The following is an 18,685-nucleotide window of genomic DNA, read 5'->3' as shown; positions in this document are numbered from 1 at the left end:
TGCAATAGCTAGCACGCGCGCGTAGCGTCGTTGGTGTCGCGAGGAGGTGACCGGATGACAGAAGCCGGTGGGACGCAGCCAGGATCCGGCAGCCCCATGGAGAAGGTCGCGGACATCGCTTCCGACATCGGCGAGTACATCCGCCAGCAGCGCAACACCGCGAAGATCTCGTTGCGCCAGCTGTCGAAGCTCGCCGGAGTGTCCAACCCGTACCTGAGTCAGATCGAGCGCGGGGTGCGCAAACCCAGCGCCGAGATCCTGCAGCAGATCGCCAAGGGACTGCGCATTTCAGCCGAAGCGCTGTATGTGCAGGCCGGGATCCTCGATCTGCCGACGGGCGGTCCGGTGGGCGACGCGATTCGCGCCGACGCCGAGCTGACCGAACGGCAGAAGCAGGTCCTGCTCGACGTCTACGAGTCCTTCCGGCGGGAGAACGCCGCGGCACGGCCGGCCGCCGAATCCCCCACCGCAGACACCCCGGACACCTCACCAGCCGCAGACACCAAGAAGGAGTCAGCATGACCACCCCCAAGACCGAAGACGTCAAGAAGGCCGTCAACTCCGCCCTCGACCAGGTCCGCACCCCGCTGCTCGCCGCGCTCGGCGCCGGCAACCTGGCCGGCCAGGCCGTCACCGACGCCGTGGCCAAGGCCCGCGAGAACGTGACCAAGAGCAGCGAGACCGCCCGCAAGAACCTGCAGGAGCTGCCGACCGACGTCGAGAGCCTCCGCGAGAAGCTGGACCCGGCCGAGCTGCGCAAGGTCATCGACGAGTACACCGAGGCCGCGCTCAAGCTGTACAACAAGCTGGCCGAGTCGGGCGAGCAGGCGTGGGACAAGTTCTCCGCGCAGCCGCAGGTCAAGAAGGCCATCGAGCAGCTCGAGGAGGCCCTCACCACCGCGCAGGGTCAGGTCGAGGACGTCACCTCCGACGTCCGCGACCGCGTCGACGGTGTGCTGTCGACCTTCACCAAGCGCACCCGCTCGGTCGGCGAGAAGACCGCCCGCAAGGTGACCGAGGTCGCCGGCGAAGCCGCCGAGGCCGTCGAGGAGCTGGGTGACGACGTCGCCCACGAGACCCGCTCGGTGTCCCGCAAGGTCGCGAACAAGACGGCCCCGAAGACGGCCGCCCCGGCCCGCCGGACCACCACGACGACCACCAGCGCCGCCGCGAAGAAGCCGGCCGCGCCGAAGACCGACAAGTAAAAACGCCGTGAACGCCCGGCCCCGCCATCGGACCTCCGACGGCGGGGCCGGGGTCGTTCGGGCGGTTTGCCGTAAGCTGTGGCTGTGCTAGTCGCCATCTGGATCCTCGAAGTCATCCACTGGGGCAGCGCGTTGGTCGGCCTCTTCGCCTTCGTGCACGCGTTGCTCCAGCGTGCCGACGCCTACTCGGCGGCCGACCGCAAGACCAAGCCCATCTGGATGCTGATCACCGGTGGCGCAACCCTCGCCATGGCGCTGTTCAGCGTGATGGGCCCGGGAATGATCTTCTGGGTGCCCGCGATGGCCGCGGCGCTCGTCTACATCGTGGACGTCCGCCCCAAGCTCATCGAGGTCCAGCGCGGTGGCTCCAACTGGTGATCTCCTTCCCGCCCCTGCCGCGTCAGGTGGGGGCGCTGTTTTAATGGGGTCGTGACCTGGACCATCGCCGGGGGCTTGACCGTCGTTCCCGCCCCCACGCGTACTGACCTCCTCGCCGAGCCCGTCGCCAAGGCGCTGGCCGCACTCGCCGAGCCGGATGCCGTCGGCGTCACGGAAATCGATCCGTCTCTGGCCGACACGGCCGCCTTCTGCGAGGCCTACGGCTCGCCGTTGACGGCGTCCGCGAACTGCGTCGTCGTCGCCGGCAAGCGCTCCGGCGAAGTCCGCTTCGCCGCCGCGCTCGTGCTCGCGACCACCCGCGCCGACGTCAACGGCGTGATCAAGCGCCGCCTCGACGTCCGCAAGGCGTCGTTCGCGCCGATGGACGAAGCCGTCTCACTCACCGGGATGGAGTACGGCGGCATCACGCCCGTCGGCCTGCCCGCCGAGTGGCCGATCCTGCTCGACAAGGCCGTCGCCGACGCGCCCGAGCTGGTCATCGGCAGCGGGATCCGCGGCAGCAAGCTGCTGATCTCCGGCGCCGCGCTGGCCGCGTTGCCCGGGGCCGAGGTCATCGAGGGTCTCGCGCAGTGACGTCGGTCTGGCTCCGGTACCTGACCGGAGCCGACATCGATTCCCTCGGCGTCACGGACGCGGACATCGTCGGCGCGGTCGAGGACGTGCTCGCCGACCACGGCCGTGGCCAGGTCGTCTTCGAGCCGCGTATGCACCTCGTGCCGGACAACGGCGGCAAGGGCCACTTCAACATCCTTCGTGGCCACCTGTCGGCGAAGCAGGTCAGTGGCGTGAAGGTCGTCGGTGACTTCGTGGGGAACTTCGAACGGGGCCTCCCTTCGGAAATGGCGTTGATCCTGCTGCTGGACCCGGACACCGGCATGCCGCGGGCGATCGTGGACGGCACGATGATCACCGAAGCCCGCACCGGCGCGATGACCGCCGTCGGCGCGAAGTACCTCGCCCGCCCGGACTCACGGGTGCTCGGGCACATCGGTGCCCGCGGTACCGCCTGGTGGAACGTCGTACTGCTGGACTCGTTGTTCGACTTCGCCGAGATCCGCGTGACCAGCAAGCGCCCGGAGTCGCGTGAGGACTTCGGCCGCCGGCTGTCCGAGCGGCTCGGCAAGGACGTCCGCGTCTGCGCCACGGCCGAGGAGACCCTGGACGGCGCGGACATCCAGGTCGAGGCCTCCCGGCTGGTCGAACCCGAGGCGCTGGTGCGCCGCGAGTACCTCCGGCCGGGCACTTTCCTGGTGCCCTACGGCACGATCAGCGCGCTCGAACTCACGCTGCTCGACGACGTCGACAAGGTCGTCGTCGACGATTGGCGCGAATCGCAGTCCGGCAACCCGCGATTCGGCGCCCTGCGCCCGCAGCTCAACGCCGGCCTCCTCACCGCGGAGGGGGTCCACGCCGAGATCGGCGACATCGTGGCGGGCAAGAAGCCCGGCCGCGAGCACGACGCCGAGCGAATCCTGTTCTGGCACCGCGGACTGTCCACAACGGACGTCGCGGTGGCGAACATGATCCTGGCCCGTGCCGAGGCTTCCGGCGTCGGCACCATGCTGCCGTACCGATGATCGTCACCGGAAGCGATTTCGCCGACGGTGAACGGTTGGTTCTGACCAAACCGCTGGTAGAGGCCCTGAAAGCGCGTCGGGACGAGGTCTTGGCGGCCCTCCGAAAGGGTGAAAACCCGGTGTACGGCGTCAACACCGGGATGGGGCGCCTCGCGGGCGTCGCGCTCGACGCGCGGCAGCAGGCCGAACACCAGCGCAACCTGCTGATCGGCCGCGCCGTCGGCGGTCCGCCGTGGTTGCCACCGGAGGACGTCCGCGCGCTGTTCGTCTTGCGGCTGCGCGACTTCCTGCGTCCGTGGTCGGGTGTGAGCCCGGACCTGGTGCAGTTCCTGGTCGACCGCTTGAACGACGGTTTCACCCCCGCGGTGCCGCGGACCGGTCTGGGCAGTTCGGGCGAGATCATCCCGCTGTCACACGCTTTCCAGACGTTCCTCGGGATCGGCACGGTCCTCGAGGACGGCGTCGAGACGCCCGCGGCCGAAGCACTCGCCGTGCGTGGCGCCACGCCGTATGTGCTGGGCCCGAAGGAAGGCGCGTCGCTGATCCAGGGTTCCCCGCTGGCGGTGATGCACGCGCAACGCGGCTGGGCCGAAGCGCGACAGCTGATCCGCTTGCAGACGCTGACGGCGGCTATCGCGATCGACGTCCTGGGTGCGCCCCGCGCGGTGTTCTCACCGGTCATGGCCGGCGGCGACGCCCATCTGCGGCGCCTGCTGGAAGAACTGAACGACCTGGTCAGCGGCGGCCCGGTCCGCACGGATGTTGTCCAGGCCCCGCTTTCGGTGCGGGTAGCGCCGCGAGCCCTCGCCCACGCGGACCGCGTCAACGCGGACCTGCGCGAGACGTGGTTGCGCTGGGAGTCGATGCCCGGGGATTCCCCGTCGTTCGTCGACGGCGATTTCGTGCCGGGCACCGGTTACCACGCGGTGGACCTCGGATTGCGCATGGACGCGCTGACGGCGGCGCTCGTGCACGTCGGCGAAGTGTCGGTGCAGCGGATGCACCGGCTGCTCGACGAGCGTTTCAGCGGTTTGCCTGCGCAGCTCACGGCCGATCCCGGGCCGCGGGCGGGACTGGTGCCGCTGCACAAGCGCGCGGTGGGCGAGCTGCACGCACTGCGCCGCCTGGCAGCTCCCGCGACCCTCGGCTCGATCGACACATCGGCCGGCCAGGAGGACGTGCAAGCGTTTGCGTGGGCAGCGGGTGAGCAACTGCGTTCAGCCGCGGCGCACCTGTTCGCGATCACGGCGTGCGAGCTGATCACAGGTTCCCAGGCACGGTATCTGGCTTCGGGAGAAGGCGCTGCCGGGCTCCGTGAGTCGTACGAATGGGTGCGCTCGGTGGTGCCACCCCTGGACGAGGATCGCCCGCTCGGGCCAGAGATCGAGCGCCTGATCGCGGCTTGCCGGGCAGGTTGATCGGCCGGATCTGACGTGCCGTCTGATCGTTCTGCCGGCGACTGAAACTTGCGGTGCAGGTCGATCGCTCAGGCGGAGGTCTAGCTTGCCGACTGGCTGATCGCCGGGCCGAGCTTGTCATACCGGTGATTGCTCGGTTGGACGTAGAGCGTCCGATGGCTGCTTGTCGCTCCGCCTGGCCGCCCGGTTCGCAAGGCGCCGAACTTCCTTATCTCACAAGGTTTTTCTTCTTCTATCCCGCGCGCGTGGGGGCGCCCCCGGCTTTGACTCTACCGGCCGGCACCGACGATTCCAGGCCGCGCAAGGGAAATCCACCGAGTTGTCCACAGGTGGATCCCGATGTGGATAACCGTGCCGAATCCGGCCCCGAACCGGACAGGCCGAGGATCGCGGCCGCTACGTTCGTTGGTGTGCGCCCTCCGGGGACGCGGACCCCGAGGAAGGAGGGATACGACCGTGGGGCCGGGTGAAGGTGAGGGTGCGCGCATAAGGGCGGAAGCCGAGATCGCGATACAACGGGAGGGCAGCTGGGGATTTCGGATGACCGATCACGGGATACACCACGGCTTCACGAGCGCCGGCTTCACACGCGGCGTGTAGCGCGGCGAGGCACACCGCGCGGGCCAGGCCCATCCGGCGGAACTCCGGCAAGGTTCCGACGGGCTCCAGCTCGCCGACGGCATTGCGTTCGTCGAGCCAGATCAGGCACTGGGCGGCGAACCGGCCGTCGGGTGCTTCCACGACCCAATCCAGCCGCTCGCGGTACGGCCAGGCGGCCATGACATTGCGGTAGCTCGGTTCGGTTACCCGCGACGGGTGCCACACCGCGCGATGCACGGCCACGCGTCGTGCCAGATCGTCCGCGCCGACCGGGCGGACGGTGAACCCGCCGGGCACCACCGGTTCCGGCAGATCTACGAGGAGGCGAGACATATACGTCTGGTAAACGGAACTCTCTGGAAGCGCGTAGCCGCTTCTCTCCAACGCGGCGATGACATGCTCCTCGGCGTCGAGCACCGTGACCGTGAGTTCGGCGGCGGTGGCGGTGTCCTCGAACCAGCCGAGCACCTCGGACGCGAGTTCAGGGCGCGCCGGATCGACGAGCAGGGACAGCTCACCGGGTAGCGAAACCCAGCCCCAGGCGACGACTTCGGCACCCGCTTCCCACAGCACGGTCGGCCACTCGGCTTCGCGGCCCACGTGCTGGAACCGCTGCCACGCGAGATCCCCGACGTGCACCGAACTCGACGGCGACCAGATCCGCTGGGCCAGGCTCTGCATGGCCCGCAGGTCGTCCGGACCGGTGTAGTCGCGGCGCGTGACGGCGGGCATGGGCAGAATCGTCCTTTGCCGCGTCGGCTCCTGCCAAGCGGATTTCCGGAGGAGCGGGTGTGGACGTCGTGCTGATCGGGCGTGCGGCCGTGATGTTCGCGGTGACGAACGTCGACGACCTCGTGCTGCTCGCGGTGTTCTTCGGCCAGGCGGCCGGCCACCGCGGTGAGCTCAAGGTCGTGGCCGGGCAGTTCCTCGGCTTCGCGGCGATCTTGGCCGCGTCGGTCGCGGGTGCGCTCGGCGCGGGGCTGCTGCCCGACGGCGCCGTCCGCTGGCTGGGCGTGCTGCCGGTGCTACTCGGGATCCGCGCGGCCTGGCAGGCGTGGCGCCAGGACGACGACGAACCGGCGCCGGTGAGCGGCGTGCTGACGGTCGCGGCGGTGTGCTTCGCCAACGGCGGCGACAACATCGGCGTGTACGTCCCCGCGTTCGCGGCGACCGGACCCGCGGGCCTGGTCGGCTACGGCGTGGTGTTCCTGGTGGGCGTCACAGCGTGGTGCGTGATCGGCCGGTTCCTCGCGACCCGACCGGCCGTCGCAAGGGCTCTCGCACGCTGGGGGGACGTGGTGCTGCCGGTGGTGCTGATCGCGCTCGGCGTGCTGATCCTGGCCGGCGCGTTCTAGCCGACGCGACCTCAGGACGTGCGGACCCTCGACGCCGTCGGCCTCGGCGACACTCACGTCGGCGTCCCACGCGACGAAGCGCGGCAAGCGGGCACCACTCGGCGGAAGGCGCAGCATCTTGACGGAGGGGCACGCCCCGGCAGGAGGGGCCACCAGGCGGAATGAGCCCTAGTCGCGGCGAGCGTTCTGCAAGGCCAGGCCGCGCGGCGTCGCCAAGCGGGTGATCAACGCGAACGCGCCGTCGCACACCAGGGCGAGGACCACCGCGGCCAGACCGCCGGCGAAGATCTCGCCGTAGCCCTGGGCGCCCAGCGCGAAGCCGTCGACTATGTAGCGGCCCAGGCCGCCGCCGTCGTTGACGATTGCGCCGATCGCGACCGTGGCTATCAGCTGGAGGAACGACACCCGGGCACCCGCCAGGATCACCGGCGATGCCAGCGGGAGTTCGAGCTTGAACATGATCTGCCGCTCGCGGTAGCCCGTGCCGCGGGCGGCGTCGACCGTCTCCTGCTCCAGGGACACCACGCCGGCGTACGTGTTGGTGAACAACGGCGGCATCGCCAAGGCGACCAGCGCCAGCAGCAGCGGCCAGAACGTCGTGTCCAGCTCCCACCGGCTGGCCAGGAACCAGAACAGGATGATCAAGCCGAAACTCGGGATCGCGCGGCCGATGTTGACCGCGCTGCTCGCGAGGAACGCACCCCGGCGGTAGTGGGCGAGCCACAGGGCCGCCGGGATCGTCAGCACGGCCGCGATCACCAGCGCCAGCAGCGAAAACCTGAGGTGCTCGAGCGTGCGGTACGGGATGCCGGCCTTGTCCGTCCAGCTCCAGCGGTTCGGGTCGGACAGCCAGGCGTTCAGCTGGTCGAGAAAGCTCATCGCGCCCGCACCTTCCGGGTCCAGGGTGCCAGCAGCCGTTCGCTGAACCACAGCAGCAGATCCACGACCACGGCCAGGACCACCGACAGCAACACGCCGACGATGATCTCCGTCGGGTTGGGGGTCGCCGTCTGAATACCCGCGCGGATGAAGTAGCCCAGACCACCGAGGCCGAGCATCGAGGTGACCGTGACCAGGCCGATGGTCGTCACGGCGGCGACGCGCAGGCCGGCGATCACCACCGGGAGCGCCAGCGGCAGCTCGATCTGCCACAACATCCGGCCGCGCGTGTAGCCCATGCCGATCGCGGCCTCGCGGACCTCGTTGGGCACCTGGTCGACGCCGGTGACGATGTTGCGGACCAGGATGAGCAGCGTGTACGTCGCGAGCGGGATCATCGCGGTCACGAACGTCAGCCCGAAGAACGGCACCAGCACGGCGAACGCGCCGAGACTCGGGATGACGTACAACGCGCCCGCGGCGCTCAGGATCACTCCGTACGACCAGCGGAAACGCAGCGACAATACGGCCAGTCCGATCGAGACGACCAAGCCGATGCCGAGCGCGGCGCCGGTCAGGGAGATGTGCTCGACGAAGCGCTGGGCGATGTCGTCGGCGTTGCGATCGACCCAGCGCCACTGGAAGATCGGCGGTCCGCTGTCGGCGGCCAACGGCGTCACCGCGGTCACATGCACCGTCCGACCCTACCCCGATCGAGCAGTGAAATTCCGCAGACTGGGAATTCTGGCGCCAATCTCCCAACATGTGGATTCTTGTCGGTGGGCAGGGTTAGGGTCCTTTCGTCTGTTCGAGTGACGAGGGAGTGGGGATTCGTGCGCTGGTTCCGGAACGCGTCCGTGGTGGCGGTGGCCGTCGCGGCGACGCTCGGTTTGGCCGCCTGTGGGGGTGGCAGCGACAGCAGTGACAAGCCCGCCGCGCCGGGCAAGGGTGGGGCGCCGATCGTCGTCGCCTCCTTCAACTTCACCGACAGCCAGATCCTGGCCGAGATCTACGCGCAGGCGCTGGAGGCCAAGGGCTACCCGGTGACGCGCAAGCTGAACCTGGGCTCGCGCGAGCTGATCTACCCGTCGCTGAAGTCCGGTGAACTGCAGTTCATCCCGGAGTACCAGGGCGCGGCGATCACCACCGGCTTCGGCAAGGACGCCGGCAAGACGGCGCAGGAGGAGCACGACCAGCTCGCGAAGCTGTTCGAGCCCAGCGGTGTCTCGCTGCTGAACTTCGCCCCGGCCGAGGACAAGAACACCTACATCATCAAGTCCGACCTGGCCAAGGAAAAGGGCATCGCCTCGATCAGCGACCTGAAGAAGCTGGACAAGGTCGTCATGGCGGGCCCGCCGGAGTGCGAGAAGCGCCTGCCTTGCTACCAGGGCTTCAAGGACGTCTACAAGCTGACGAACTCGACCTTCCAGACGATCCAGGAAGCCGGGCCGCGCGTCGAGCAGCTCAAGTCCGGGGCCGTCACGGTGATCCCGGTCGACTCGGTCAGCCCGCTGACCGGTGACTCGAACTACACCGTGCTCAAGGACGACCTGAACATCGTGCCGACCGAGAACGTCGTGCCCGCGGTGAACAAGAAGGTCCTCGACGAGCGCGGCGCCGACTTCGCCACCGCCGTCAACGCGGTGAGCGCGAAGCTGACCACCGACGTCATGCGGGACCTGAACAAGCGCGTCGACTCCGACGGCGAAAAGGCCGAAGACGTCGCGAAGGACTGGCTGTCGCAGGCCGGTCTCTGACCGACCGCACGAAGGCCGTCCCGGAAGGGGCGGCCTTCGTCATGCGGTAGCCGTGCCGCGCACGACCCAGGCGCGGGCCGTCAGCGGGATCGAGCCGTCCGGGTTGGTCGGCAGCCGGCTGCGCAGCAGCTCGCGGATCTGCGAGCGGCGGGCCTCGGGCAGGGCCATCAGGTACGTCGGCGCCGGGCCCTGACCGCCCAGGAACGGCGTCCAGTAGTCGTCGAAGCCGGTGAACACGGTCGGGATCTTGATTTCGCCGACGGACACTGCGTCGAAGCCCGCCTCGGTCCACAGGCGGCCGAGCGGTTCCGGGCGGCACAGCGGGAACCGGCGGCCTTCGTCGGGCACGGCCGGGTCGAGCTCGGCGGCGGCCTCCCAGAAGTGCCGGATGAGCTGCATGCCTTCGGCAAGGTCCCAGACGTACGCGGCGGCCACGCCACCCGGCGCCGTCACCCGCGCGATCTCCGCGGCGGCGCGCGCCGGTTCGGGCACGAAGTTGAGGACCAAGCCGGTCGCGACGACGTCGAAGCGGCCGTCTTCGAACGGTAGTGAGCGCGCGTCGGCGACCTGGAACGTCGCGCGCGGGTCGGTGACGACGGCGCGTGCGGCCTCCAGGAACTGCTCGGACGGATCCACGCCGACGACTTCCGCGGGGTCGGCCGCGGCCAGCACGGCCGACGTCAGCGCGCCGGTGCCGCAGCCGACGTCGAGCCAGCGGCGGCTCGCCGGGGCGCCGAGCCGCCGGACGAACGGCTCCGCGACCCGGCGGCTCCACCGCCCGATGTAGGCCTCGTACGCGTCCCCGGCCACCCACATGTCTCCCGCCACGCTGCGAGTAGATCACACAAAAGACCAGGTCAGCTGTTGGCCAGATCACCCGTCGCGACGCTGCCCGCCGAGCTCGCACGGCGGAGGAAGTCGGCGATCAGGTCCAGTTCGGCTTCGCTGTACTCGTCGCAGATCTCGTCCAGCGCGGCGTTCATGCCCGAATACAGGCGGAAGAGCTCGGCGTTGCGGCCGCGGACCGCGCGCACGGCGATCGCGCGCCGGTCGGTCGCGTCCGGGTCGCGCTCCCGGACGATCCACCCGCCCTTCTGCAGCCGGTCGAGGATGCCGGTCATCGTCGCCGGGTGCAGGCCCGCGCTGCGGGCGACGCTGCTCGGGCTGAGCGGGCCGAAGCGGGCGATCAGCTCGAGGCAGTCGAGGTCGACGTCCTTGAGCGACAGGTGGCCGCTGACCTGGTGATTCAGCAGCGAAAGCTGGTTCCGCAGATCGCGCAGCGACTCCTTCACCGCAACGGTCGACCGCCGACGACGGCGGGGGGCGTCCACGTCATCATCAGGTACGGAACTCATATGATATTCTCCTCGTATGATCTGAACTTCAGGCACAAGCGTAACCCGGGGGAAGGGGTTTCATCATGATCGTGCTCACCGGGGCGACCGGGCTGGTCGGCCGCCTGCTCGCCACTGAACTCGAGGACCACGGCGTCCGCGCCATCACACGCTCGCCACTCGGTCCGGGCTTCCCGCCTGGCGTCGAGGTCGTCGAAGGCGACCCGCAACGGTCGGCGACTCTGGAGAAGGCGTTGCGCGGTGCGGACGCACTCTTCCTGCACTCACGCGCGGTGGGTGACGCAGCGTACGACGTCGTCGCATTGGCCCGGGAACTCGGTGTCCGCCGGGTGGTCGCGCTCGCCGCGGCCAACGTGGACGACCGGCCCGACGCGCAGCCGTCGCGGTTCCGCGGCGACCGCAACAAGGAGGTCGATGACGCGGCCGCGTCGAGCGGGCTGGAATGGGTCAGCTTGCGACCCAGTTCCTTCGCGCTCAACGCCCTCACCGCGTGGGGCGGCCAGATCCGCGCCGGTGACGACGTCCGTTACGTCTACGCCGCCTTCGAGGAGTCGCCACTCCACGAGCGTGACCTCGTCGAGGTGCTGGGAAAGGCGCTCCTCGACGACGACCTGCTCGGCCGCCGCATCGATCTCACCGGCCCGGAATCGCTGTCCCACGAGGAAATGGTCCGGCAGATCGGGGTCGCGCTCGGAAGGTCGTTGCGATTCCACGAGATCCCGGCTCCCGTTGCGGCGAAAGGCATGCTGGCCAACGGTTTGCCGGAACCGTTCGTCACGGCGATGATGGCCCGTTACGCCGCGCACCTCGTGCGGCCGCAGTTTCCCCCGGCACCGGAGGTCGAGAAGATCCTCGGCCGGCCGGCGCGCACCTTCGCCGAGTGGGCGGCCGACCATGCGGCCGAGTTCGGGGCGCGACAACGAAGTTGACGCTCTTCGCCGCGTCCGGGCGGACGGGTGCACACGTGCTCGACCAAGCACTGTCAGCCGGGCACGAAGTCACGGCGGTGGTGCGGAATCCCGACGCCGTCACGGCGCCCATTCAGATCGTCCGTGTGGACCTGGCCGCACCCGATCCGCTGGCGCTCAAGTCCGCAGTGGACGGTTGCGACGCCGTGATCTTCGCGCTGGGTCGGCGACACCCGGCGAGTACGGCGTCGTGTCAAGCGATACTCGCGCCATCGTGGAGGCGATGGTGGCGGCCGGGGTGCCGCGGCTGGTCGTCGTGAGCGTCGCTGGCGTCTCGACGATTCCGACGCCGAGCCGCCTGGACCCGCCGAAGCGGGCCCGGGAATGGGTTCTTCACGCGGACAGTGCTCTCGCCGCCGGCGAACCTGCGGTTGCGGAAGCACTACGAGGATGTCGCCCTGATGGAACACGAGCTGCGGATGAGCGGCTGCCGTTGTTGAACGGAACGACAAGCCGCCGGTCGGGCACTACGGATCGCCTGCGAGCTGAGCGTCCACGGTGGCTTCCGGATCGCGCGGGCGGATGCGGCACATTTCGCGCTCCGTGCGCTCGGTTTGCCCGAAACCGTGCGGCACTCCGTCGCCGTGGCGTACTGAAAGGAGTTCTATGACCACTGCTTTCCTGGTCGTCTCGCTGGTTGGTGTGGCGCTCAACGGCTTCTCCGGGATCGCGGCCCTGGTGCACTTCAAACGGATCCTGCCGGGCATGGCCGCCGCCGGGGTGCCGGAGTCGTGGCTGACCTTTCCCATCGGCACGCTCAAGACAGCGGGTGCGCTCGGCCTGCTGGCCGGAGTGCGGTGGCCGCCTGTCGGAGCGGCCGCCGCGGCCGGGTTGGTGCTGTTCTTCGTCTGCGCCGTCTACACGCACATCCGGGCGGGTGACTACTCCGGCCAGTTCGGCCTGGCGAACGGCTTTCTCGCGGTGAACGCCGCCGCCTTGGGGGTCGCGCTCGCGGTCTAGGGTCGACGCGAAACCGGTATCTGGGAGCCGGTAACTCGGAGAAGGAGTGAGATGGGAAAGGTCACGGCCACCGCGGAGCGGACGATCGACGCCCCGGCCGACAAGGTGCGCGCGCTCGTCGCGGACTACGCCGAAACGCGCCCGAAGCTGCTCACCGAGCACTACCGCGACTACGAGGTGACCGAGGGCGGCGTCGGTGCCGGGACCAAGGCGGGCTGGAAGCTGCAGGCGACCTCCAAGCGCGTGCGCGACGTCAAGGCCACGGTCAGCGAGCCGAAGTCCGGCATGCTGGTCGAAACCGACGCGAACTCCAGCATGGTCACCACCTGGACCGTCAGCGAAGCCGGCGAGAAGAGCCTGGTCCGGATCGAGACCAGCTGGGACGGTGCCGGCGGCGTCGGCGGGTTTTTCGAGAAGACGTTCGCGCCCGGCGGGCTCAAGAAGATCTACGACGGCGTCCTCGGCAAGCTCGCCGAAATCGTGTGACGGTGAGCAGGGGACGTGGCCGGGTGTGACCCGTCACAATCGGAATGTGCGCCCCGCTTACCTGGTTGTACCGGGAGAAATCCGGGGCGCCTGCCCCGGTTGACGTCTCGACTTGAGGAGTTCGACGGTGAACGCACCCGCCCAGGCGACCGAAATCCGGCTCGCTTCCCGCCCGCACGGTGTCCCCACGGACGAAAACTTCGCCATCGTGGACACGGAGATCCCCAGCCCGGGCGAGGGCCAGATCCTGGTGCGCAACCTGATCATGAGCGTCGACCCGGCAATGCGTGGGCGCATGCGCGATGTGAAGTCGTACGCGCCGCCGTTCGCGGTCGGCGAAGTGATGCACGGCGGTGCGGTCGGCGAGGTCGTCGAGTCGAACGTCGACGGCGTCAAGCCGGGTGATCACGTGCTGCATCAGGCCGGCTGGCGCACCCACGCCGTGCTCGACGCGAAGCGGTTCGTGAAGGTGGACGCGTCCGCCGCGCCGCTGTCGACCTACCTCGGGGTGCTGGGTATGCCGGGGCTGACCGCGTACGCGGGGCTGCTGGAGTCGGCCGAGTTCAAGCCGGGGGACACGGTGTTCGTGTCCGGTGCGGCCGGTGCCGTCGGCTCGCTGGTCGGCCAGCTCGCGAAGCTGAAGGGCGCCAAGCGCGTCATCGGCTCGGCCGGGTCGCCGGAGAAGGTCCGGCACCTGATCGACGACCTCGGTTTCGACGCCGCCTTCAACTACAAGGACGGCCCGGTCGCGGAGCAGTTGCACAAGGCCGCGCCCGAGGGCATCGACGTCTACTTCGACAACGTCGGCGGCGAGCACCTCGAGGCCGCGATCGACGCGATCACCCTGCACGGACGGATCGCCGTCTGCGGGATGATCTCCCAGTACAACGCCACCGAGCCGACGCCGGCGCCGCGCAACCTCTCGCAGATCATCGCCAAGCGGATCACCATCCGCGGCCTGCTGGTGATCGACCACTGGGGGCTGCAGGAGCAGTTCGTCAGCGAGATCGCGCCGCTGGTGAACTCCGGTCAGATCAAGTACTCGGAGACGGTCGTCGACGGCATCCGCAACGCGCCGGAGGCGTTCCTGGGCCTGCTGTCCGGCGCCAACACCGGCAAGATGCTGGTCCGGATCGCGGACTGACCCGGCGGCCCAGCCAGCAGTTGACCACACGGGCGACCCGGCGGACCACCTCGGCGGACCGACGAAGCGGCTGACCCGCCGGGTCAATCCGGCTGGCGAACCGCGCGGGCTAATCGGCGGACACGTCCGCGGGCTACCCGCGCGGGCCGACCGGGCGGGCTGGCCAAGCGGACGGGACGACCACGCGGGCTGGTTCGGCGGCCTGACCGAGTGGGCCAGTCCGGCGGGCTAACCACGCGGGCTGGTTCGGCGGGCTGACTGAGTGGGCCAACCCGGCGGCCTGACCGAGTGGGCCAGTCCGGCGGGCTAACCACGCGGGCTGGTTCGGCGGGCTGACTGAGTGGGCCAGTCCGGCGGACTGACCAAGCGGACCAACCGGTGGCCTGACCAGGGGGCTTGTCACGTCGGCCAATCTGGCGGTCTGACCAAGGGCGACCGCGCGGGCCAATCCGCCGGCCTGACCACGCGGGCCAGTCCGCCGGACTGACCGACGGGCCAGCCCGGCGAACTGACCGACGAGCCAGCCCGGCGGGCTGACTACGCGGACCAGCCCGGCGGGCTGACCGAGCGGGCCAACCCGGCGGACTGCCCCAAGGGCTGGCCCACGGGGAGCTGACTCAGCGGACCACCCCGGCAGCCCAACCGAACGGGGCTAACTCAGCAGGTCAGCCAGCTCCGGCAGGGTCGACGCCGTGTAAGTCGGCGCGGGGGAGCCGGGCAGTGGGCGGACGCCGGGGCGGGTCAGCAATGCCGTCTGCATGCCCGCTGCCTGGGCGCCCGCGATGTCCCAGTCGTGGGCGGCGATCATCACCGCGTCGCGCGGCTGTAGCGCGTACGCGTCGAGGACCTGCCGGTAGGGCTCCGGTGCCGGTTTGAGGCGGCCTGCCTGCTCGGCCGAGAAGATCCGGTCGAGTAGTGGGGCCAGGCCGGAGTTCTGCAGCTGGGTCTCGGCCGTCGCTAGAGGGGAGTTCGTCAGGGCGACGACGTCGTGGCCTGCTTTGCGCAGCTTGGTCAGGCCTTCCGCGACGTCCGGGTGGGCCGGGAGGGAGCGCAGGCCCTCGCCGATCGCGGTGAGCTGGCCGGGTGTCAGCTCGCGGCCGTGGCGGGCGGCGATCTCCGCGGCTGCTTGGCCGGCGATGCCCGCGAAGTCGCGGTAGCCGCCTGACGCCGTCACCGTCAGCACCGTGTGGATGGCCAGCCCGAACCACTCGCGCCGTAGTTCGGGGCTGCCGATGGTCTCGTCGAGCGCGGCGAGGTCGAGCAGCGTCTCGTTGACGTCGAAGACGCACAGCATGGGTTCAGTATTGCTTGGTCCGGGCGCCTTCGGTGAGTCTCGCGTCCAGCTCGTCCACCGACTCCGTCAAGGACAGCTGATCCCGCAGGATCGTGCCCAGGGACGGGAGCGTCGAGCGCTCCGGCCACGTCTCCGGCTTCCACAGCGAAGACCGCAGGAACGCCTTCGCGCAGTGCATGAACAGCTCTTCGACCTCGACGACCACCGCGAGGCGCGGGCGTTTGCCCTTGACGACCAGGTCGTCGAAGTACGGTGCGTCGGACACCAGCGTCGCGCGGCCGTTGACCCGCAGGGTCTCGTTCATGCCCGGGACCAGGAACAACAACCCCGCGTGCGGGTTGTCGAGGATGTTGCGGAAGCTGTCGACCAGCTTGTTGCCGGGCCGGTCCGCGAGGACCAGTGTCCGGTCGTCGAGCACCAGCACCGAGCCCGCCGGGTCGCCGCGGGGTGAGACGTCGCAGCTGCCGTCCGGTGCCGACGTCGCCAGCAGCACGAACGGCGAATGCGCGATCAGGTTCCGGGCGTGGTCGTCGATGTGGCCGAGGACCTTCTGCTTCGTCGTCGGCGAGGACTCGCCGATGAGTTCCCGCAGGGCCTCGTGGCTGTCGATGATGCTCCCCATGACGCCAAGCTAGCCGACGGTCCGGCCCGTGATCGCGATCCGCGCGGCCTCCGTGGACTTCGCCACGACCTGGTCCACCGAATACCCGTGCTTCACGAAGATGCCGTCCAGCTGGAACGTGCCGTAGCCGTGGGCCTGGGTGAACAGCTGCTCCATCAGCTCCAGCGCCGTGCCCGGGTCCGGGGCGACCGTCAGGCACAGCATCAGGAACTGGTCGGTCAGCCGCCTGGTCTGCTCGTGCAGTTCCGCGTGGTCCGGGCCCTGCAGGCCGTCGGCGTAGATGACGTTCATCCCGGCCCGCCGCTCGATCAGGTAGCGCGTGTAGGCGCCGGCCGCCGCGGCCAGGGCGTCCACCGGGTCGTCGTGGGCGGCGGCCGCGTCCGTGACGCGCTCGGCGAGCTGGCAGGCGACGTGGCACGCGACCTCGGCCAGCAGGCTCTCCCGCGTCGCGAAGTGGCGGTAGGGCGCGCCGGGACTGACCTGGGCGCGCTTGGCCACCTGGGCCACCGAGAACCCGGCCAGGCCGTGCTCGGCGATCAGGTCCAGGGAGACGCGCACGAGCTCTCCTCGCAGGTCACCGTGGTGGTACTTGCCGCCCATGGCGTGGCTCACATCTTCCGATCGGAATATGTAAGAGCCCTCTCACGTAGTTCGATGTAAGAGGCCACTTACAACGGGTCTCGTTCACACGGTACTTCTTTTGGAGGGTTTCATGAGCACGACCACGCACGCCATCGCCGCACCGGCGCCGGGCGCGCCGCTCGCGCCGACCACGATCGAGCGCCGTGACCTGCGTCCGAACGACGTGCTGATCGACATCGCCTTCGCCGGCATCTGCCACAGCGACATCCACCAGGCGAAGGAAGACTGGGGCCAGGCGATCTTCCCGATGGTCCCGGGCCACGAGATCGCCGGTGTGGTCGCCGCGGTCGGTTCGGACGTCACCAAGTACCAGGTCGGCGACCGCGTGGGCGTCGGCTGCATGGTCGACTCCTGCGGCGAGTGCGAGTACTGCCGGGCCGGCACCGAGCAGTTCTGCGTCAAGGGCAACATCCAGACGTACAACGGCGTCGGCTTCGACGGCGAGAACACCTACGGCGGCTACAGCAACCAGATCGTCGTGAAGGACGCCTTCGTCTGCGGCATCCCGGAAGGCATCGACCTCGACGTCGCCGCGCCGCTGCTGTGCGCCGGCATCACCACCTACTCCCCGCTGCACCACTGGGGCGCCGGCCCCGGCAAGAAGGTCGCCGTGATCGGCCTCGGCGGGCTCGGGCACATGGGTGTCAAGATCGCCGCCGCGATGGGCGCCGAGGTGACCGTGCTGAGCCAGAGCCTCAAGAAGCAGGAGGACGGCCTCAAGCTCGGCGCGACCGACTACTACGCGACCAGCGACGAGTCGACGTTCGATGTCCTCAAGGGCAAGTTCGACGTCATCCTCAACACCGTGTCGGCGAAGCTGCCGATCGACGCCTACCTCGGCCTGCTGAAGGTCGGCGGCGCGATGGTGAACGTCGGCGCACCCGGCGAGCCGCTGAACTACAACGCCTTCTCGCTGCTGGGCGGCAACAAGGTGCTGGCCGGGTCGATGATCGGCGGCATCGCCGAGACCCAGGAGATGCTCGACTTCTGCGCCGAGCACCACATCGGTGCCGAGATCGAGGTCATCTCGGCCGACAAGGTCAACGAGGCCTACGAGCGCGTCGAGAACTCCGACGTGCGCTACCGGTTCGTCATCGACGCGGCCACCATCGGCGCGTGACGGACGGGCACGGCAACCGCGTCAGAACACCACGGTGCGGTTGCCGTGCACCAGGACCCGGTTCTCCAGGTGCCAGCGCAGGCCGCGGGCGAGGGTGACCTTCTCGATGTCGCGGCCCTTGCGGACCATGTCCTCGACCGAGTCGCCGTGGTCCACGCGGATCACGTCCTGGTCGATGATCGGGCCCGCGTCGAGGTCCGCGGTGACGTAGTGGCAGGTCGCGCCGACGAGCTTCACGCCGCGCGTGTGCGCCTGGTGGTACGGCTTCGCGCCGATGAACGACGGCAGGAAGCTGTGGTGGATGTTGATCGCCCGGCCGGCCCACGCGCGGCACAGTCCGGCGGGCAGGATCTGCATGAACCGGGCCAGCACCACCGCGTGCGGGTCGTGCTCGTCGACCAGCTCGCGGACCTCTTCGAACGCCTCGGCCTTGCCGCCGGCCGGAAACGGCACGTGGTGGAACGGGATGCCGTGCGCGCGGGTGATGTCGGCGAGCGACTCGTGGTTGCCGATCACCGCCGAGACGTCGACGTCGAGCTCGCCGGACGCGACGCGGCCGAGCAGGTCGTACAGGCAGTGCCCGGCCTTCGACACCAGCACGACCGCGCGGCGGCGCTCACCGGTGTCGCTGACCTGCCAGCTCGACTCCGCGGACAGGTCCGCGGCCACCTCGGCGAACCGGGCCCGCAGCCCGGTCGCGTCGAACGGCAGCGAGTCCGCGCGGACGACCTGGCGGGTGAAGAACCAGCTCGTGTCCGGGTCGGTGTGGTAGGCCGCTTCGACGATCCAGCCGCCGTGTTCGGCGAGGAACCCGGAGATCCGGGCGATGATGCCGGTGCGGTCGGGGCAGCCGAAGGTGATGACGTAGCGGCGTTCGGGAGCGGTCACGCCGGATATTGTCCCC

Annotated in this window: 23 protein-coding genes; 14 read left to right on the top strand and 9 right to left on the bottom strand. The window is 69.5% G+C overall.

Annotation, left to right across the window (positions count from 1 at the left end; genetic code table 11):
- Window positions 1-96 precede the first annotated feature (96 nt).
- From OG494_RS34610 to OG494_RS34585, 6 genes are all read left to right on the top strand, one after another.
- Window positions 97-522 (top strand): helix-turn-helix domain-containing protein, encoded by a 426-nt coding sequence (locus tag OG494_RS34610; RefSeq protein WP_328445941.1) that lies wholly within the window; start codon window positions 97-99, stop codon window positions 520-522.
- Window positions 519-1,205: a hypothetical protein gene (locus OG494_RS34605; protein WP_328445939.1), complete on the top strand. Its 687-nt coding sequence runs from the start codon at window positions 519-521 to the stop codon at window positions 1,203-1,205. Before OG494_RS34610 ends, OG494_RS34605 begins: the two co-directional genes overlap by 4 nt.
- A gap of 84 nt (window positions 1,206-1,289) precedes the next feature.
- The gene (locus OG494_RS34600) at window positions 1,290-1,583 is read left to right on the top strand and encodes a DUF2516 family protein (RefSeq protein WP_328445937.1); all 294 of its coding nucleotides are present in this window, start codon (window positions 1,290-1,292) and stop codon (window positions 1,581-1,583) included.
- 51 nt (window positions 1,584-1,634) lie between these two features.
- A complete protein-coding gene (locus OG494_RS34595) occupies window positions 1,635-2,177 on the top strand; it encodes a YbaK/EbsC family protein (RefSeq protein ID WP_328445935.1) in 543 nt (180 codons plus the stop codon).
- Window positions 2,174-3,181, top strand: a complete 1,008-nt coding sequence (locus tag OG494_RS34590) for an ornithine cyclodeaminase family protein (RefSeq protein ID WP_328445933.1) — start codon at window positions 2,174-2,176, stop codon at window positions 3,179-3,181. The genes OG494_RS34595 and OG494_RS34590 overlap by 4 nt, the downstream gene beginning before the upstream one ends.
- Window positions 3,178-4,599 (top strand): aromatic amino acid lyase, encoded by a 1,422-nt coding sequence (locus tag OG494_RS34585; RefSeq protein ID WP_328445931.1) that lies wholly within the window; start codon window positions 3,178-3,180, stop codon window positions 4,597-4,599. Before OG494_RS34590 ends, OG494_RS34585 begins: the two co-directional genes overlap by 4 nt.
- A gap of 396 nt (window positions 4,600-4,995) precedes the next feature.
- Here OG494_RS34585 and OG494_RS34580 read toward each other — a convergent pair whose 3' ends face one another.
- Window positions 4,996-5,931: a GNAT family N-acetyltransferase gene (locus OG494_RS34580; RefSeq protein WP_328445929.1), complete on the bottom strand. Its 936-nt coding sequence runs from the start codon at window positions 5,929-5,931 to the stop codon at window positions 4,996-4,998.
- Between the two features lie 59 nt (window positions 5,932-5,990).
- On the opposite strand from OG494_RS34580, the gene OG494_RS34575 reads away from it, so the two are divergent.
- On the top strand, window positions 5,991-6,554 hold the full coding sequence (locus OG494_RS34575; RefSeq protein WP_328445927.1) for a cadmium resistance transporter: 564 nt from the start codon (window positions 5,991-5,993) through the stop codon (window positions 6,552-6,554).
- A gap of 168 nt (window positions 6,555-6,722) precedes the next feature.
- Here the strand turns inward: OG494_RS34575 and OG494_RS34570 are convergent, their stop codons facing one another.
- Window positions 6,723-7,433 (bottom strand): ABC transporter permease, encoded by a 711-nt coding sequence (locus tag OG494_RS34570; protein WP_328445925.1) that lies wholly within the window; start codon window positions 7,431-7,433, stop codon window positions 6,723-6,725.
- Window positions 7,430-8,128 (bottom strand): ABC transporter permease, encoded by a 699-nt coding sequence (locus OG494_RS34565; protein WP_328445923.1) that lies wholly within the window; start codon window positions 8,126-8,128, stop codon window positions 7,430-7,432. The genes OG494_RS34570 and OG494_RS34565 overlap by 4 nt, the downstream gene beginning before the upstream one ends.
- A gap of 138 nt (window positions 8,129-8,266) precedes the next feature.
- Between OG494_RS34565 and OG494_RS34560 the strand changes: the two genes are divergently transcribed.
- Window positions 8,267-9,190 (top strand): ABC transporter substrate-binding protein, encoded by a 924-nt coding sequence (locus OG494_RS34560; RefSeq protein ID WP_328445921.1) that lies wholly within the window; start codon window positions 8,267-8,269, stop codon window positions 9,188-9,190.
- Window positions 9,191-9,229: 39 nt separating this feature from the next.
- Here OG494_RS34560 and OG494_RS34555 read toward each other — a convergent pair whose 3' ends face one another.
- Both OG494_RS34555 and OG494_RS34550 read right to left on the bottom strand, forming a co-directional pair.
- Window positions 9,230-10,018 (bottom strand): class I SAM-dependent methyltransferase, encoded by a 789-nt coding sequence (locus OG494_RS34555; protein WP_328445919.1) that lies wholly within the window; start codon window positions 10,016-10,018, stop codon window positions 9,230-9,232.
- A gap of 29 nt (window positions 10,019-10,047) precedes the next feature.
- Window positions 10,048-10,545 carry a MarR family transcriptional regulator gene (locus tag OG494_RS34550; RefSeq protein WP_328445917.1) on the bottom strand — a complete coding sequence of 166 codons (498 nt, stop codon included), beginning with the start codon at window positions 10,543-10,545 and terminating at the stop codon, window positions 10,048-10,050.
- Window positions 10,546-10,610: 65 nt separating this feature from the next.
- Between OG494_RS34550 and OG494_RS34545 the strand changes: the two genes are divergently transcribed.
- The 5 genes from OG494_RS34545 to OG494_RS34530 all read left to right on the top strand — a co-directional run bounded on the left by OG494_RS34545 (window position 10,611) and on the right by OG494_RS34530 (window position 14,103).
- The gene (locus tag OG494_RS34545) at window positions 10,611-11,474 is read left to right on the top strand and encodes an SDR family oxidoreductase (RefSeq protein WP_328445915.1); all 864 of its coding nucleotides are present in this window, start codon (window positions 10,611-10,613) and stop codon (window positions 11,472-11,474) included.
- Window positions 11,426-11,773 (top strand): NAD(P)H-binding protein, encoded by a 348-nt coding sequence (locus OG494_RS48475; RefSeq protein WP_442874321.1) that lies wholly within the window; start codon window positions 11,426-11,428, stop codon window positions 11,771-11,773. Before OG494_RS34545 ends, OG494_RS48475 begins: the two co-directional genes overlap by 49 nt.
- Before the next feature lie 346 nt (window positions 11,774-12,119).
- Window positions 12,120-12,473, top strand: a complete 354-nt coding sequence (locus OG494_RS34540; protein WP_328445913.1) for a DoxX family protein — start codon at window positions 12,120-12,122, stop codon at window positions 12,471-12,473.
- A gap of 51 nt (window positions 12,474-12,524) precedes the next feature.
- A complete protein-coding gene (locus tag OG494_RS34535; RefSeq protein ID WP_328445911.1) occupies window positions 12,525-12,959 on the top strand; it encodes an SRPBCC family protein in 435 nt (144 codons plus the stop codon).
- 127 nt (window positions 12,960-13,086) lie between these two features.
- A complete protein-coding gene (locus OG494_RS34530; RefSeq protein WP_328445909.1) occupies window positions 13,087-14,103 on the top strand; it encodes an NADP-dependent oxidoreductase in 1,017 nt (338 codons plus the stop codon).
- A 652-nt stretch (window positions 14,104-14,755) separates the two neighbouring features.
- Here OG494_RS34530 and OG494_RS34525 read toward each other — a convergent pair.
- The 3 genes from OG494_RS34525 to OG494_RS34515 are packed head-to-tail and all read right to left on the bottom strand — an operon-like array spanning window position 14,756 to window position 16,631.
- Window positions 14,756-15,397: a haloacid dehalogenase type II gene (locus tag OG494_RS34525; protein ID WP_328445907.1), complete on the bottom strand. Its 642-nt coding sequence runs from the start codon at window positions 15,395-15,397 to the stop codon at window positions 14,756-14,758.
- 4 nt (window positions 15,398-15,401) lie between these two features.
- Window positions 15,402-16,019, bottom strand: a complete 618-nt coding sequence (locus OG494_RS34520; RefSeq protein WP_328445905.1) for a pyridoxamine 5'-phosphate oxidase family protein — start codon at window positions 16,017-16,019, stop codon at window positions 15,402-15,404.
- A gap of 9 nt (window positions 16,020-16,028) precedes the next feature.
- The gene (locus OG494_RS34515; RefSeq protein WP_328445903.1) at window positions 16,029-16,631 is read right to left on the bottom strand and encodes a TetR/AcrR family transcriptional regulator; all 603 of its coding nucleotides are present in this window, start codon (window positions 16,629-16,631) and stop codon (window positions 16,029-16,031) included.
- A gap of 100 nt (window positions 16,632-16,731) precedes the next feature.
- On the opposite strand from OG494_RS34515, the gene OG494_RS34510 reads away from it, so the two are divergent.
- Window positions 16,732-17,781, top strand: coding sequence for an NAD(P)-dependent alcohol dehydrogenase (locus OG494_RS34510; protein WP_328445901.1), 1,050 nt, complete (start codon window positions 16,732-16,734; stop codon window positions 17,779-17,781).
- A gap of 21 nt (window positions 17,782-17,802) precedes the next feature.
- On the opposite strand, the gene purU is transcribed toward OG494_RS34510, so the two are convergent.
- The gene (gene purU, locus OG494_RS34505; RefSeq protein ID WP_328445899.1) at window positions 17,803-18,669 is read right to left on the bottom strand and encodes a formyltetrahydrofolate deformylase; all 867 of its coding nucleotides are present in this window, start codon (window positions 18,667-18,669) and stop codon (window positions 17,803-17,805) included.
- Between the last annotated feature and the right edge of the window lie 16 nt (window positions 18,670-18,685).

The sequence above is a fragment of the Amycolatopsis sp. NBC_00438 genome (assembly GCF_036026695.1).
In the GTDB taxonomy this organism is placed as follows: domain Bacteria; phylum Actinomycetota; class Actinomycetes; order Mycobacteriales; family Pseudonocardiaceae; genus Amycolatopsis.
This window is presented reverse-complemented; position numbering and strand designations above follow the sequence as displayed.

Excerpts from the sequence above, each read along its gene's own strand:
- OG494_RS34510 (WP_328445901.1), top strand. The coding sequence starts at position 16,732 with ATGAGCACGACCACGCACGCCATCGCCGCACCGGCGCCGGGCGCGCCG.
- OG494_RS34580 (WP_328445929.1), bottom strand. The coding sequence starts at position 5,931 with ATGCCCGCCGTCACGCGCCGCGACTACACCGGTCCGGACGACCTGCGG.
- OG494_RS34545 (WP_328445915.1), top strand. The coding sequence starts at position 10,611 with ATGATCGTGCTCACCGGGGCGACCGGGCTGGTCGGCCGCCTGCTCGCC.
- OG494_RS34570 (WP_328445925.1), bottom strand. The coding sequence starts at position 7,433 with ATGAGCTTTCTCGACCAGCTGAACGCCTGGCTGTCCGACCCGAACCGC.
- OG494_RS34550 (WP_328445917.1), bottom strand. The coding sequence starts at position 10,545 with ATGAGTTCCGTACCTGATGATGACGTGGACGCCCCCCGCCGTCGTCGG.
- OG494_RS34540 (WP_328445913.1), top strand. The coding sequence starts at position 12,120 with ATGACCACTGCTTTCCTGGTCGTCTCGCTGGTTGGTGTGGCGCTCAAC.
- OG494_RS34520 (WP_328445905.1), bottom strand. The coding sequence starts at position 16,019 with ATGGGGAGCATCATCGACAGCCACGAGGCCCTGCGGGAACTCATCGGC.
- OG494_RS34605 (WP_328445939.1), top strand. The coding sequence starts at position 519 with ATGACCACCCCCAAGACCGAAGACGTCAAGAAGGCCGTCAACTCCGCC.
- OG494_RS34585 (WP_328445931.1), top strand. The coding sequence starts at position 3,178 with ATGATCGTCACCGGAAGCGATTTCGCCGACGGTGAACGGTTGGTTCTG.
- OG494_RS34610 (WP_328445941.1), top strand. The coding sequence starts at position 97 with ATGGAGAAGGTCGCGGACATCGCTTCCGACATCGGCGAGTACATCCGC.
- OG494_RS34535 (WP_328445911.1), top strand. The coding sequence starts at position 12,525 with ATGGGAAAGGTCACGGCCACCGCGGAGCGGACGATCGACGCCCCGGCC.
- OG494_RS34525 (WP_328445907.1), bottom strand. The coding sequence starts at position 15,397 with ATGCTGTGCGTCTTCGACGTCAACGAGACGCTGCTCGACCTCGCCGCG.